This window comes from Mesorhizobium sp. M1B.F.Ca.ET.045.04.1.1 (assembly GCF_003952465.1).
Lineage (GTDB): Bacteria > Pseudomonadota > Alphaproteobacteria > Rhizobiales > Rhizobiaceae > Mesorhizobium > Mesorhizobium shonense.
Window position 1 is genome coordinate 6,155,976 of the sequence record NZ_CP034448.1, and the last position, 12,935, is coordinate 6,168,910.

The 12,935-nt window shown below is 63.0% G+C and carries 15 protein-coding genes; 6 read left to right on the top strand and 9 right to left on the bottom strand.

All coding sequences use genetic code 11. The features are described from left to right. Nucleotides 1–65: 65 nt before the first annotated feature. The 4 genes from EJ071_RS30750 (at nt 66) to EJ071_RS30765 (ending at nt 4,537) form a co-directional block, all read left to right on the top strand. Complete coding sequence (locus tag EJ071_RS30750; protein ID WP_126101209.1) at nt 66–869, top strand: type II CAAX endopeptidase family protein; 804 nt, start codon at nt 66–68, stop codon at nt 867–869. Nucleotides 870–941: 72 nt separating this feature from the next. Then, nucleotides 942–3,584 carry a mechanosensitive ion channel domain-containing protein gene (locus tag EJ071_RS30755; protein ID WP_189521298.1) on the top strand — a complete coding sequence of 881 codons (2,643 nt, stop codon included), beginning with the start codon at nt 942–944 and terminating at the stop codon, nt 3,582–3,584. A 150-nt stretch (nt 3,585–3,734) separates the two neighbouring features. Beyond that, nucleotides 3,735–4,013, top strand: coding sequence for a DUF1778 domain-containing protein (locus EJ071_RS30760; protein WP_126102787.1), 279 nt, complete (start codon nt 3,735–3,737; stop codon nt 4,011–4,013). Next, on the top strand, nt 4,010–4,537 hold the full coding sequence (locus EJ071_RS30765; protein ID WP_126101211.1) for a GNAT family N-acetyltransferase: 528 nt from the start codon (nt 4,010–4,012) through the stop codon (nt 4,535–4,537). Before EJ071_RS30760 ends, EJ071_RS30765 begins: the two co-directional genes overlap by 4 nt. A gap of 6 nt (nt 4,538–4,543) precedes the next feature. Here EJ071_RS30765 and EJ071_RS30770 read toward each other — a convergent pair whose 3' ends face one another. Next, nucleotides 4,544–5,437 (bottom strand): aminoglycoside phosphotransferase family protein, encoded by an 894-nt coding sequence (locus EJ071_RS30770; RefSeq protein ID WP_126101212.1) that lies wholly within the window; start codon nt 5,435–5,437, stop codon nt 4,544–4,546. 36 nt (nt 5,438–5,473) lie between these two features. Further along, complete coding sequence (locus EJ071_RS30775; RefSeq protein ID WP_126101213.1) at nt 5,474–7,150, bottom strand: winged helix-turn-helix domain-containing protein; 1,677 nt, start codon at nt 7,148–7,150, stop codon at nt 5,474–5,476. Between the two features lie 86 nt (nt 7,151–7,236). On the opposite strand from EJ071_RS30775, the gene EJ071_RS30780 reads away from it, so the two are divergent. After that, nucleotides 7,237–7,590 (top strand): hypothetical protein, encoded by a 354-nt coding sequence (locus EJ071_RS30780; protein WP_126101214.1) that lies wholly within the window; start codon nt 7,237–7,239, stop codon nt 7,588–7,590. Nucleotides 7,591–7,689: 99 nt separating this feature from the next. On the opposite strand, the gene era is transcribed toward EJ071_RS30780, so the two are convergent. The 5 genes from era to EJ071_RS30805 all read right to left on the bottom strand — a co-directional run bounded on the left by era (nt 7,690) and on the right by EJ071_RS30805 (nt 11,155). Further along, nucleotides 7,690–8,610 carry a GTPase Era gene (gene era / locus EJ071_RS30785; RefSeq protein WP_126101215.1) on the bottom strand — a complete coding sequence of 307 codons (921 nt, stop codon included), beginning with the start codon at nt 8,608–8,610 and terminating at the stop codon, nt 7,690–7,692. Further along, nucleotides 8,607–9,323 carry a ribonuclease III gene (gene rnc, locus EJ071_RS30790; RefSeq protein ID WP_126101216.1) on the bottom strand — a complete coding sequence of 239 codons (717 nt, stop codon included), beginning with the start codon at nt 9,321–9,323 and terminating at the stop codon, nt 8,607–8,609. The genes era and rnc overlap by 4 nt, the downstream gene beginning before the upstream one ends. A gap of 4 nt (nt 9,324–9,327) precedes the next feature. Next, nucleotides 9,328–10,077 carry a signal peptidase I gene (gene lepB / locus EJ071_RS30795; protein ID WP_126101217.1) on the bottom strand — a complete coding sequence of 250 codons (750 nt, stop codon included), beginning with the start codon at nt 10,075–10,077 and terminating at the stop codon, nt 9,328–9,330. An 80-nt stretch (nt 10,078–10,157) separates the two neighbouring features. After that, nucleotides 10,158–10,571: a holo-ACP synthase gene (gene acpS / locus EJ071_RS30800; protein WP_126101218.1), complete on the bottom strand. Its 414-nt coding sequence runs from the start codon at nt 10,569–10,571 to the stop codon at nt 10,158–10,160. Continuing rightward, nucleotides 10,568–11,155: a DUF2062 domain-containing protein gene (locus tag EJ071_RS30805; protein WP_126101219.1), complete on the bottom strand. Its 588-nt coding sequence runs from the start codon at nt 11,153–11,155 to the stop codon at nt 10,568–10,570. Before EJ071_RS30805 ends, acpS begins: the two co-directional genes overlap by 4 nt. A gap of 213 nt (nt 11,156–11,368) precedes the next feature. Between EJ071_RS30805 and EJ071_RS30810 the strand changes: the two genes are divergently transcribed. Further along, entirely contained in the window at nt 11,369–11,899 is a 531-nt protein-coding gene (locus tag EJ071_RS30810) for a GNAT family N-acetyltransferase (RefSeq protein WP_126101220.1), read from the top strand. On the opposite strand, the gene EJ071_RS30815 is transcribed toward EJ071_RS30810, so the two are convergent. Both EJ071_RS30815 and pyrE read right to left on the bottom strand, forming a co-directional pair. Next, complete coding sequence (locus EJ071_RS30815) at nt 11,880–12,260, bottom strand: VOC family protein (RefSeq protein ID WP_126101221.1); 381 nt, start codon at nt 12,258–12,260, stop codon at nt 11,880–11,882. The genes EJ071_RS30810 and EJ071_RS30815 overlap by 20 nt on opposite strands. Nucleotides 12,261–12,335: 75 nt before the next feature. Next, nucleotides 12,336–12,914, bottom strand: a complete 579-nt coding sequence (pyrE, locus tag EJ071_RS30820; protein WP_126101222.1) for an orotate phosphoribosyltransferase — start codon at nt 12,912–12,914, stop codon at nt 12,336–12,338. Nucleotides 12,915–12,935: the final 21 nt, after the last annotated feature.

A 12,935-nucleotide genomic window follows, 5' to 3' on the forward strand; every position in this document is an offset into this window, starting at 1 on the left:
ATGCATGTCGACCGATCGGGCAGCCGTCGACCTCTCATGATCACTGCCCGTTGAGAGGACTTGAGATGACTTCCTTCCTGAGCCTGGTGCGAAGGCATCAGCTTATTGGATTTTTTTCACTGGCGCTCGGCCTGACATGGCTGGCGTTCGTCCCCTTCTATTTGTCGCATGGCGATAGTATTCCCTGGTTCACCTTCGGGCCGATGGTCTCCGGCTTCATCGTCTCGGGACTTGCCGGAGGCTGGGGCACGATCAAGCCCGTGCTCGCCTCGATGGTGAAATGGCGTGTCCGCCCGGTTTGGTATCTGGTGGCGTTCGGCCTGCCGTTCGGCGCGCAGCTTGCCTCGATCCTGATCAATCCGCTGTTCGGCGCCGCGGTACCGGCCTGGGGCAACATCCCCGCCTTATCCGAGATGCTGCCGATCATCGCGCTCTATGCTGTCTTCAGCGGTCCGTTAGGCGAGGAACCCGGGTGGCGCGGCTTTGCGACGCCGCGCCTTCTTTCCAGCCATTCGGCGTTCGCCGGTAGCCTGATCCTCGGCGTGATCTGGGCGATCTGGCACTTACCGCTCGGCTTGGTCGGCGATCTCAGCCTCTACGGCACGATCAACGTCGTGCTGGCTGCAATCGTCTTCACCTGGCTTTACCAGAACACCGGCAGCGTGCTGCTTGCGATCATGATGCATGTCACGCACCAGAACAGCGTGCGCTTCCTCGGCAAGGTATTCACAGGCGGCGACTATGCGCAGCAGCAATGGATCGGCGTTGCGATCTGGGCGGTTATCGCGGTCGCGATCGTTGCTTACTACGGCACGGAGAGTTTTGTCCGTCGGCGCACGGGACAGTTCGTCGAGGTCCACGCGTCATAAGTCGCTAAACGAATGCGGCGCCGAAACAGGGCGCCGCAATCGCTGCGAAATCAAGAGCGGACGGTGTCCAGGATGGCTTTCGTGCTGGCCCCGCGGGACAGCCGATTTTCTCTCGTCGGGGCTCGGCCCGTGAGGAAACCAAAACAGTGGCCGTTATCTTTGGCCGACCCGGCAACTATCGGCGGCAAAGTTCGTTATGGCACCCGGAGCGCGTCGCCAAGGAGGGGCGAAAAGCTTGCCGCACTCGACGAAGGTACCAACTTCCACTTCGGCAGGTTCGCCCTAGATGAACGGCACCAATGCGAAGACGCGGCTGCCTGCGATCTTGCAAGAATGTCCGAGCCGGCGCCGGCAGCGCGCACCCCCATCGATAGTTTTCCGCCTGGGCCAGCAATGCGAACTCTAATTTCTCTGTTGTTGTTTCTACTGCTCTGCGGGGCACCAAGCTTCGCCCAGCCGGCCGCACAAGGAGGGGCCAAGACCGGCGAGCCGAACGCGGACGTCGAAGCGCTCATCACCATCCTGGAGAATGACCAGGCGCGGCACCGCCTGATCGACAAGCTGCGCGCCGCGGCCGCGGAAGGCAACCAGCCGGCGGCCGAGGCAGCGCCTGAGACGACGATCGCACAGGAGGTCGCCGCGTATACGAGGGACGCGGCGGAGAGCGCTTCCGGGCTGATCAAGACGACCGCCGCCCTCGTCGAGGGAATTGCCGGCGTCTTTTCAGGAGGCGTCTCGATCGATGTGCAGAGCCTTTGGAACGCTGTGCGCAACAGTGCCCTTGTCGTGGTCCTCACCTTCGCCGTCTACCTCGCGCTGCGGTTCGCCTTTGGACGGTTCCAGCGCACGTTCGCCAATGCGGCGACACGCGGCGGCAGGTTCGAGCGGTTCGGCTTCATCGGGTTGTCCGCGTTGGCCGACGCGCTCACCGTGCTCGCGGCCTGGGCAATCGGTTCGGTGTCTTCGCTCTCCGCATTCGTTATCGACCAGGCGGGCCAGGCGGAGATGAACCGAGCGCTGTTCCTGAACGCCTTTCTGGTCATCGAGTTCATCAAGGTCCTTGCGCGCACGCTGCTTGCCCCGAGATGGCCCGCGCTGCGGATCTGGACATTGGGCGATACAACGGCGGCATACTGGTATTTCTGGCTGAGCCGCTTCGTCAGCGTGGTCGGCTATACGATGTTCTTCCTCGCGCCGATCGTTGCGGTCAACGTCTCGGAAGACGCCGCGCAAGTGGTCCGCGTGGTCGTGATGTTTGCCGCGCTGGTGCTCGCCCTGATTGTCATCTTGCAGAATCGCGATCAGGTAAGGCGATGGCTGCTGCGCCGCAGCGAGACCCGCCGAACCGACATTCTGGGCAGATTCCTGGCCGGTCTCGCCAGGCTTTGGCACGTCGTGGCGATCGGATACCTGATCCTCGTCTTCGTTCTGTGGCTCGCGGCTCCCGCGATGGCCCTGCCGTTCGTCCTTGCGGCCACCGTCCAGTCGATCGTCGCGGTGGCCATAGGCGTGCTGCTGACAGGCATCATCGCGCGGGTCGCCGGAGCGGGGATAAACCTGCCCGCCGAGGTCAGCGAGCGGCTTCCGTTGCTGGAGCGGCGCCTCAATGCCTTCGTTCCCAATGTGCTCAGGGTGGTTCGCATCCTGGTCGCCGCGGTTGTGTTGCTGGTCATCGCCCAATTCTGGCGAGCGGCAGACGTTGTCGGATGGCTGTCGAGCGAAGTCGGCCAGCGCTTCGCCGTTTCAATCGTTTCCGCGATCCTGATAATGCTGGTCGGCGGCCTGATCTATCTCGCCGTCCAATCGTGGGTGGAATATCGCCTCAATCCGAATTACGGCCATGTCCCGTCCCCGCGGGAACGGACGCTTCTCGCCCTGTTCCGCAACGCCTTCGTGGTCGCGCTGGGCGTCCTCATTGTCATGCTGGTCCTGTCCGAGTTTGGCGTAAACATCGGCCCGCTGCTTGCCGGTGCCGGCGTCGTCGGCCTGGCGGTCGGCTTCGGAGCGCAAAAACTCGTACAGGACATCATCACCGGCGCCTTCATACAGTTCGAGAACGCGATGAATGAAGGCGATGTGGTAACCGCAGGCGGGGTCACCGGCACCGTCGAGCGACTGACAATCCGTTCCGTGTCGTTGCGTACTCTAGACGGCGCCTATCATCTCATCCCGTTCTCTTCCGTCGATGCCGTGACGAACTTCATGAAGAACTTCAGCTATCACGTCGCGTCGATCGGCGTGGACTACGGGGCGAGCATTCCCGAGGTGAAGCAGGCGATGCACGAGGCCTTCGACAAACTGAAGGAGGCCGGGTTCGCGGGCGATATCATCGGCGATCTCGAGATGCATGGCGTGACCGAATTCGCCGACTCTGCCATTCTGGTTCGAGCCCGCATCAAGACCAAACCCGGAAAGCATTTTGCCCTGGGTCGCGCCTATAACGAAATCATCAAGGAGGTCTTCGAGGAGCGCGGCATCGAGATACCTTTCCCTCATGTGACGTTCTACATGGGCGGCGAAGACAAGGCTGGCAAGTCACCGCCACCGCGCATCAAGCGACCCGGGCCAAAGCTGACGACGGAAAGACCCAAGCGCGGCGCGGCGACAAACGCTGCATTGGCCAAATCGCCCAAACGCCGGCGCAAGGCCAGGGTTACCCAGGACGGTCCGGCCGATGAAGGGCAGGATGCGCCCGACCAGACCGAGGTCTCTTAGCAGGGGCCGCTCAGGAATTTATCCAGGCGGGTCACTCGCCAACCAACCGCCCCTTCGGCGTGATCGACCGAGCGCTTTTCATGCCACTCTTACCTCGCATCTTGTACGTATAGCGTATGTACGCCATATTTGTCCATGAAGGAGGATGGCATGCCCAAGCCAGCCAGCGACAAAACCGAACGCTTCAATATCCGCATACGGCCCGCGCAAAAGGCGATGATCGCCCGCGCGGCGGCGCTGTCGCATAAGGACATGACCGACTTTATCCTCGACAAGGTGCTGCCTGAGGCGGAAGCCGTGATCAAAGCGATCGAAAAGACCGAAGTGTCGGATCGCGACTTCAAACGCATCCTCGAACTGCTTGAGCATCCCCCGAAGCCAAATGCGAAATTGCGGGCTGCCATTGCGGCTCTTCCCGATACGATATGATCCTGCCGCGTTGGCGAGAGGAGCCGATCTCGAAATCGCATGATCGCGCGTCCTTTGATTGCGGCGACGAGCAGATGAATGATTTTCTGCGGCGCTTCGCCAGGCAGAGCCATGAACAGAATGCTTCGAAGACATTTTGCGCCGTCGAGAACGCGAACCCAGACCGCGTTCTCGGCTTCTATACGATCGCACCCTCCGCCGTTGCTCATGAGCAAGTGCACGCGACCCTAACGAAGGGGCTCGCCCGACACGAGGTGTCCGGATTCAAGCTGGCCCGCCTGGCGACCGATCTGACGGTTGCCGGGCAAGGGCTCGGAGGTCAGCTGCTCGCTGCGGCGGCCCTGCGTTGCCTGCGTGTCGCGGCCGAGGGAGGCGGCCTGCTGCTCATCATCGACGCCAAGAGCGAGCGCGCCGCGAATTGGTATCGCGGATATGGCGCCGAGCCCCTCACCGGAAAGCCGCTGACACTTGTCATGCCGCTGGCGACCTTCGCCGCCGATCTCAGGGCCAAAAGCCTGTTGTAGTCCGCATCAAGCCCAGCGCCTGTGGTCGGCAATCACGTCGTCGATCACCCGGCGCTGCCTTTCCACCTCGGCCTGGTTGGCGTCGTGCCCGGCAACGGTGATCAGCGCCTTCCACAGCGTCCAGCCGCGACCGCGCGCCCAGGTCGCTTCATCGACGGCTATGCGGGTGCGGAACGCCTCGCGGCTTTCGCCCTCGAAGAAGGTCCAGGCGATCGCGAGATCGCAGGACGGGTCGCCGACGCCGGAGGTGCCGAAATCGATGACGGCGCTCAGGCGGCCGTCTTCGACCAGGAGATTGCCCCAGGCGACGTCGCCGTGGAACCAGACGGGCGAGCCGTGCCAGGTCGCGGCAAGAGCCGCTTCCCAGACGGCAGTGGCGGCCTGCGCATCGATCTCGCCTTCGAGCGCGGCGATCGCCCGCCTCGCCTCGCTGTCATAGACCGTCAGCGATCCGCCGCGATAGAAATTGTGCTGGCCCGGCGCCGGTCCGCCTGCCGGGTCGATCCGCTTCAACGCCACCAGGAAATCGGCGAGCGAGAGCGCGAAGGCGCTGGGATCGGCGATGCGCCCGCTCTTTGCCGTTTCGCCATCGATCCAACGGTAGACGGACCAGTGCCAGGGATAGCCCGCCGCCGGCTCGCCTATGGCCAGCGGCTCCGGGATCGACAGCGGCAGGAGCGGCGCCAGTCTTGGCAACCAGCGATGCTCCTTTTCCACCTGCAACGAATAGAAAGCAGCACTCGGCAGGCGCACCGCCATCTGGTCGCCGAGATGGAAGGTGCGGTTGTCCCAGCCGCCGAACGCGACGGGTTCCACAGGCAGATGCCGCCATTCGGGAAACTGCGCGTCGACGAGCCGACGCACCAGGTTGGCGTCGATATCTACTTTCGGGTTATGCATGTCGCGTCTCGAAACTGCCGGTGCCGCGCACAGCCGTCACTCCTCCGGCAAGCCCGCGATGCGCATGTGTTCGGCCCAGCGTTCGAACCGAACGGGGTTGCTGTATAGCTTCTCCCACTTCTTGCGCTGTTCGCGGATGGAATCGCCGGGAGAGTCTTTGAGGAAAATCGCGAGCGCTTCCTTTGCCTCCCGCACGTTTCCCAGGCAAGCTTGGATTCCCGCAAGCATTCGCTGTGCGCCACTCGGGATTCTGGACATTCTTTGCATCTCCGTCAGCGCGGCCCCGCAATTGTTCTTTTCCCAGAGCGCCCAGCCCATGTCCCAATGGTACCAGTCAGGGTAGAAAGGATCGATGCCCATAGCTTGCTTGATCCGATCGATCGCTTCGTCGATGCGGCCGATAAAGAGCAGCGGGGCCGCGCTGGCTTCGAGGATATCCGAATCGCCGGGATTCAGGGCGATGGCCTGATCGAACCGTATGAGGGCCTGCTCGATCTCGCCGGCCTCGTTATGGATGCGGGCGCGGACATAATACGCCTCGGCATCGTCCGGAGCGAGCAGGATGGCCTTGTCTGCGTATTCGGCAGCGAGCCTCAACGCCTCCTCAAAGCTATGTTCCTGCCGGTGAAACCCGAATACCGCGTCATTGCGATAGGAAAAGGCCAGCCCGATATAGCCGAATTGCGAGTTCGGATCCGCTTCGATCGCCTTGAGGTTCAACTGCCGAAACAACTCGTTCCCCGCGGCAGAGAAATCCTTGTCGAGCTCGACGAGCCCCATCAGGTGATAGTGGAGCGCGCTGACCCGGGCAGAGCTGCTCTCTGGCCAGGTGCGTTCGATCCTGTGCCCGACCCGGGCCGAAAGCGTGCGGATGATTTCCTCTTGAACGACGAAAAGGTCGCCAATTTCCCGGTCGTAGGCGTTGGCCCAGAGATGCGATCCGTCATCCGCGTTCAGCAACTGGGCGGTCACTTTCAGCCGGTCTCCGATCTTCTGCTGGCTCCCTTCGAGCAGGAAGTCGACGCCGAGTTCCTCTCCAATCCGCCTGGCGTCAGTCGGCTGATCGCGATACCTGAAGCTCGAGTTCCGGGCGATGACGGCATAGGTCTTGCTCCGCGAAAGCTCAGTAATGATTCCGTCGGCAACGGCATCGCTGAGATATCCCTTATCCGCGCCGGTGCTGAAGTCGTCGAAGGGAAGGACGGCGATCCTCGGCATGTCGCTCGAACGAGCCGGGGCGGCTCGCCATATTTCCGTACCGTAGTATGCGCCGATCGCGACAGCGACGAGAACGACTGCAGCAAGCAAGCCGCGTCGCAGGAATCGTGACTTGGTTCGTTCCGCGCCGGCAGTGGCGGCTGAACCTGCCGCATCCAACAGATCGGCGTTCAGCCGGTAGCCTCGCTTGGGCAAAGTTTCCACGATCTTATGCGCGTCGTCGCCCAAGGCGCGGCGAATATCGGCAATGCATTGGGTAAGGCTGTCCTCGGTCACGAAGGTATCGGGCCAGACCGCCCGCATCAGCGCATCCTTGGATACGATCTCGCCCGATCGCGCCGCGAGCACGGACAGAACTTCGGCAGACTGGCTGCGAAGTTCGACCGCCTTGCCTTCAACGGTCTGAAGTTCTCTTTTTTTCGCCAGGAAAACAAAACCGCCGAAGGTGATCATTTCGGCAGATTTCAGGTCAATTTCAGGAGCCTTTCGGGACATTTCACCCCTCCCGGCGCTTCCTAATATAGCCAATTCGGCCGTCGCTTCCAAGCGATCCCAGAACCACCGGATTGAAGGAGGATGATATGAAACGGACAGTGTTCATCGTCGCGCTCGCTCTTTTTTCGGCAGCGCAACCGGCGGCAAGTGCGGATTCCCGCATCGTCAAACTTTGCGGCCCTGACCATGTCAACGAGGCTGCCTCAACGGACGACGTCCGCCCCAACCCCGACGGCTACTACGTCGCCAGCCTAAGGGAGCAGGTCAGCACGGGCGACCCTAGGATTCTTCTGACCACTAGCGACGATTTCTATCTCTGCACCCGGCCGGCCGCGACCCCCGACATGGACTCGACGAAGGCCCTCTTGCTGATGAAGGAACGCGCCGTGAAGTACCTCTTCGTGCCGGTCATTCGGCGCGACACACATCGACCATCCTAATGCATGTCGCCCAAAACAGCGCAGCGGTTTGGGAGAACGACGTACATCAAAACGATGACTTAAAGCGCGTCGCCCGAATCCGCTTAAGCGCGACGTGCTTTAATGCGGAAACTCCAGTCCCATCTCGCGGTAGCGCTCGGGGTCGTCGCCCCAGTTCTCGCGCACCTTCACGAACAGAAAGAGGTGCACCTTCTGCTCGAGGATGTCGGCGATCTCCGCCCGCGCGGCCTGGCCGATGGCGCGGATCGTCTCGCCCTTGTGGCCGAGCACGATCTTCTTCTGGCTGTCGCGCTCGACATAGATGACCTGCTCGATGCGCACCGAGCCGTCCTTCTTCTCTTCCCATTTCTCGGTTTCGATATGGGAAGAATAGGGAAGCTCCTGATGCAGCCTGAGATAAAGTTTTTCCCGGGTGATCTCGGCCGCGAGCTGGCGCTCCGGCAGGTCGGAAATCTGGTCTTCCGGATAGTACCAGGGCCCAACGGGAAGCGTCTCGGCGAGATAGTCGAGCAAATCCTTGCAGCCGGAGCCGGTGAGCGCCGAGACCATGAAGGTGCGCTTGAACGGCACGCGCTCGTTCGCTGTCGCCGCCAAAGCAAGAAGCGTCTCCGGCTTGACGCGGTCGACCTTGTTGAGGACGAGCAGCATCGGCTGCCTGACGTCCTTCAGCCGGTCGAGAATGGCGTCCGCATCGCCCCTGATGCCGCGCTCGGCATCGATCAGAAGCACCACGACGTCCGCGTCCTTGGCGCCGCCCCAGGCGGTGGTGACCATCGCCGTGTCCAGCCGCCGCTTCGGCTTGAAGATGCCGGGCGTGTCGACGAAGACGATCTGCGCATTCTCATGCGTGGCGATGCCGCGCACGATCGCGCGCGTCGTCTGCACCTTGTGGGTGACGATCGAGACCTTGGCGCCGACCAGCTGGTTGACCAGCGTCGACTTGCCGGCATTGGGCGCGCCGATCAGCGCGACGAAGCCGGAGCGCGTGGCGGGTGCTTCAGGAGCTTCGGTGCCGGTCATGCAGCGCTCCATACGCCTTCGCGCAGCAACAGGGCCGCGGCCGCGGCCTGTTCGGCCTCGCGCTTGGAACGGCCGCTGCCGATGGCCGGCGCAAAGTGGCCAACCTTGACGCTGACGGTGAACAGCGGATCGTGATCAGGTCCCTCGCGAGCATCCACCCGGTAGGCCGGGACGGCGCCCGACGCCGCCTGATGCGCCCATTCCTGCAATTCTGTCTTGGCGTCGCGGCGGGCAGCACCGATCGCTTGCGAGCGCGGCTGCCAATAGCGGTGGATGAACGCGCGGGCAGTCTCAAGGCCACCATCCAGATAAAGCACGGCAATCAGCGATTCCAGCGCGTCGGCACGCAGATTGGTGCGCTTGCGACCCTCGAGGTTGCGCACGTCGGAGCCGGCGCGGACCAGTTCCGGCAGGCCGATCTCTTCGGCGATCTCGGACAGCGCCTCGGCATTGACCAGCGCGTTGAGGCGCAGCGACAACTCGCCCTCGGCCGCGTCGGGGAAGGCAGCGAGCAGCATATCGGCCACGACAAGGCCGAGAACGCGGTCGCCCAGGAATTCGAAGCGTTCATAGTCGACGCCGGCATGGGTCGAGCGCGCGCTGGCATGGGTCAGCGCGCGCTGCAGGCGCTGGCGGTCGGCGAAGGCGTGGCCGGTGCGCTCGACAAGCGCTTCGGCAAGGGCATCGGCGGTTAAACGCTTGGTGGCCGCCATCGCGCTAGTGGACGAAATGGAACAGGCGCCCGACGCGCATCAGCGACGGCCACTTCCAGACTTCCAACGGGCTCGCGCCATCGGCGATCGAGAAGAAGATGACATTGGCGCGGCCGACAAGGTTCTCGGCCGGCACGAAACCGACGGTGAAGCGGCTGTCGGAGGAATTGTCGCGGTTGTCGCCCATCATGAAATAGTGGCCGGGCGGCACGTCGAACTCGCGGGTGTTGTCGCCGATCGAACTGGGCGTCAGGTCGAGCGTGTCATAGGTGATGCCGTTGGGCAGCGTCTCGCGGTAGACGTCGACCGGACGGTCGACCTCGGTGATGTCAGGGTTGTTGATCTCGCCAACCTTTTCGCGCGGCACGGCGGTGCCGTTGATAATGAGCTGGCCGTCCTTGACCTGGATTTTGTCGCCGGGCAGGCCGACGACGCGCTTGATGTAGTCGACAGACGGGTCCGGCGGGAACTTGAACACCACCACGTCACCGCGCTTGGGCTCCGAGCCCCAGATACGGCCGGAGAAAATGTTGGGACCGAAGGGCAGCGAGTAGCGCGAATAGCCATAGGCCCATTTGGTGACGAAGAGATAGTCGCCCTCGAGCAGCGTCGGCCGCATCGAGCCGGACGGGATCGAGAAGGGCTGGAACAGCAGCGTGCGGATCACGAGCGCGAGCAGCAGAGCCTGGATGATGACGGAGAAGGTTTCGCCAAGCCCGCCGGATTTCTTCTGCGATTTTTCAGCCACGCTCATGTCGTCCTCGATTGTGCGTTGGTTGGTATAGAGTCTCGGCGCGCGCTGGGCAACGTCATGCCGCCCGTGGTCAGATGGAATCAATGTGGCGCTTGTTCGGCAGGCACTGCCTCGATGATCACAAAGGCTTGAGCAAGCGGAAAATCGTCGGTGATGGTGAGGTGGATCAGCGCACGATGGCCCTTGGGCAGGATTTTCTCCAGCCTGGCGGCGGCGCCGCCGGTCAGCGCCATGGTCGGCGCGCCGCTAGGTAAATTGACCACGCCCATGTCGCGCCAGAAGACGCCCTCGGCCATGCCGGTGCCAAGCGCCTTGGCGCAGGCCTCCTTGGCGGCGAAGCGCTTGGCGTAGGAGGCGGCACGCGCCGCGCGCTTGTCCGATTTTGTCTGCTCGACCTCGGTGTAGATGCGCTGGATGAAGCGCCGGCCGTGCCGCTCCAGCGACTTCTCGATACGTCTGATGTCGATCAGGTCGCTGCCGATGCCGATGATCATTCCGCAGGCACTTCCCGTCCGCCAGCGCGCTTGGCCTTCTCGGCTCGTTCGGCCATGCGTTTCTTCCGCTGCTCGCGAAACACGGTCATGCCCCAGCGTGTGATGCCATAGAAGATCAGCCCGAAGATCAGGCCAAGCGGCACCGCGCCGAGGAGCATCGGCTCCAGGATCGGGTGCCACAATTTCGCGAAGGAAAGCGTATGCATCATCTCGCCGAGATGCTCGGGCGGCCCGTGCTTGGGCAGGCGTTCATGCAGGATGAGCTTGCCGGTCTCCCAGGAGGCGCCCCAAAGCAGCGGGAAGGTCAGCGGGTTGCCGAAGAACACCGCGCCGAGGGCGGCCGCCACCAGATTGCCGGCGATCACCCAGCAGAGCACGGCGGCGATTATGAAATGGAAGCCAAGCGGGAAGAAGGAGGCGAAGACGCCCGCCGCGACGCCGGCCGCCACGGAATGTGGCGTCGCTTTCAGCCGCAGGATGCGCTTGGAGAAATACTGCACAGAGCGCGAGAACGAGCGGCGCGGCCAAAGATAAGTACGCACCCGCTCTAGGAGGCCATCAGGCTCTCGGCGTCGAAAAAGCACTCTGTTTCAGTTCCTGGTCCAACACACGCTCCCCTGCCACCCGGGTCGCGACAACATATCTTGCGCTTCGAGGGCGCAGGAAGGCAACAAAACTTTGATATAGCGACGGCCAGGCCGCGGAACAATCAAACGCCGCCGCGATGGTCTGCCGCAGGCTGTAACAAAAGCGCCATTCTGGCGAAACTGAGGAAAAACAACCGGGATGCGAAGCCGATGATCACCATTCGACCGGCGCGGTCCGGCGACGCCGATGCATTGCCCGATATCGAGCAGTCCGCCGGGCTGGCGTTCCGCGCTATCCCGGACCTCGCCTGGCTTGCCGATGGCGACAATGTGAGCGCCGAGCGGCAGCGCGCGCTGATCGCCGAAGGCGCATGCTGGGTCGCCGCCGATGACCAGGACCGACCGGTGGGCTTCCTGAGCGCCGGGCTCGAAGGCTTTGCGCTGCACATCTGGGAGCTCGACGTGCGCCTCGACCGGCAGGGTTCGGGCATCGGCAGCGCCTTGCTTGAACGGGCAATCAAGGACGCCAGGCGGCGCGGACTGGCGGCGGTGACGCTGACCACGTTTCGCGACGTCGCCTGGAACGCGCCCTTCTACCGAAAGTTCGGATTTCACATCCTGGAAGGCGCCGAGATCGACGAACGGCTCGCAAGCCTGCTTAGCGGCGAGGTCGAGCACGGCATGCCCGCCGCCCGCCGCTGCGCGATGAGATTCGACCTCGCTAAGCCAGATACTCGCTGACCTCGACCAGATTGTCGTCTGGATCGCGGAAATAGACCGACATCATCCTGCCACGGGCGCCGGTGCGCTCGACAGGGCCGACTTCGATCGTCACGCCGTTGGCCGCGAGACTGGCCTGGATTTCGGCAAGAGGCACTGCCGCAACGAGGCAGAAATCGCCGGAGCCCGGCGTCGGCGTCCTTGCCTTCGGCTCGAAAGTACGGCCGACCTCGTGCAGGTTGATCTTCTGCGATCCGAACAAAAGCGCGGTCGGACGGTTCGGCTCATCGAGACGACGCAGGCCAAGCACACGCTGATAGAAATCGCAGGTCGCTTCCACCGAGCGGACCGTCAGCACAAAATGGTCGATGCCGGCAATCATCGCGACCTCGACGCGCGCCGCTGGCAAAGAGATTCGAGCGGTGCGCTCAAGTGCTTGTTTTCACACATCGCGACTTCAGATGTTGCGGCTGCCGGGCTTGACGGCCGGGATGGCGGCAAGCTCCGGCGGCAGGCGGTCCGGCGGATAGGCCGGCACCTCATATTCGGCGAGCGCGATCAGCGGCACGCCGACATCGGTCTTACCGGCCGAGCGGTCGATGATGCAGGCGGCCGCAACCACTTCGGCACCGAGCTCGCGCAGACAATCGATGGTCTCGCGGATCGACAGACCTGTTGTGACGATATCCTCGACGATGACGACGCGCGATCCCTTGGCGATCTCGAAGCGGCGGAGCCTGAACTCGCCGCCTTCCCGCTCGACCCAGATCGCCGGAATGCCGAGATGGCGCGAGGTCTCGTAGGCCGGGATCAGGCCGCCGATCGCCGGGCCGACGACGTAATCGATCCTGCCCGGCACACCTTTTCGGACCTTCTCGGCCAGCGCCTTGCACAGGCGCTCGGTCTTGTCGGCATGCATGAAGACGCGCGCCTTCTGCAGGAAAATCGGACTGCGCAGACCCGACGTCAGGATGAAATGACCTTCGAGAACCGCGCCGGCCTCGCGGAAAATGCCCAGCACTTCGTCAGTGTTCATTGTTCGCTCCATGCCCTTGGC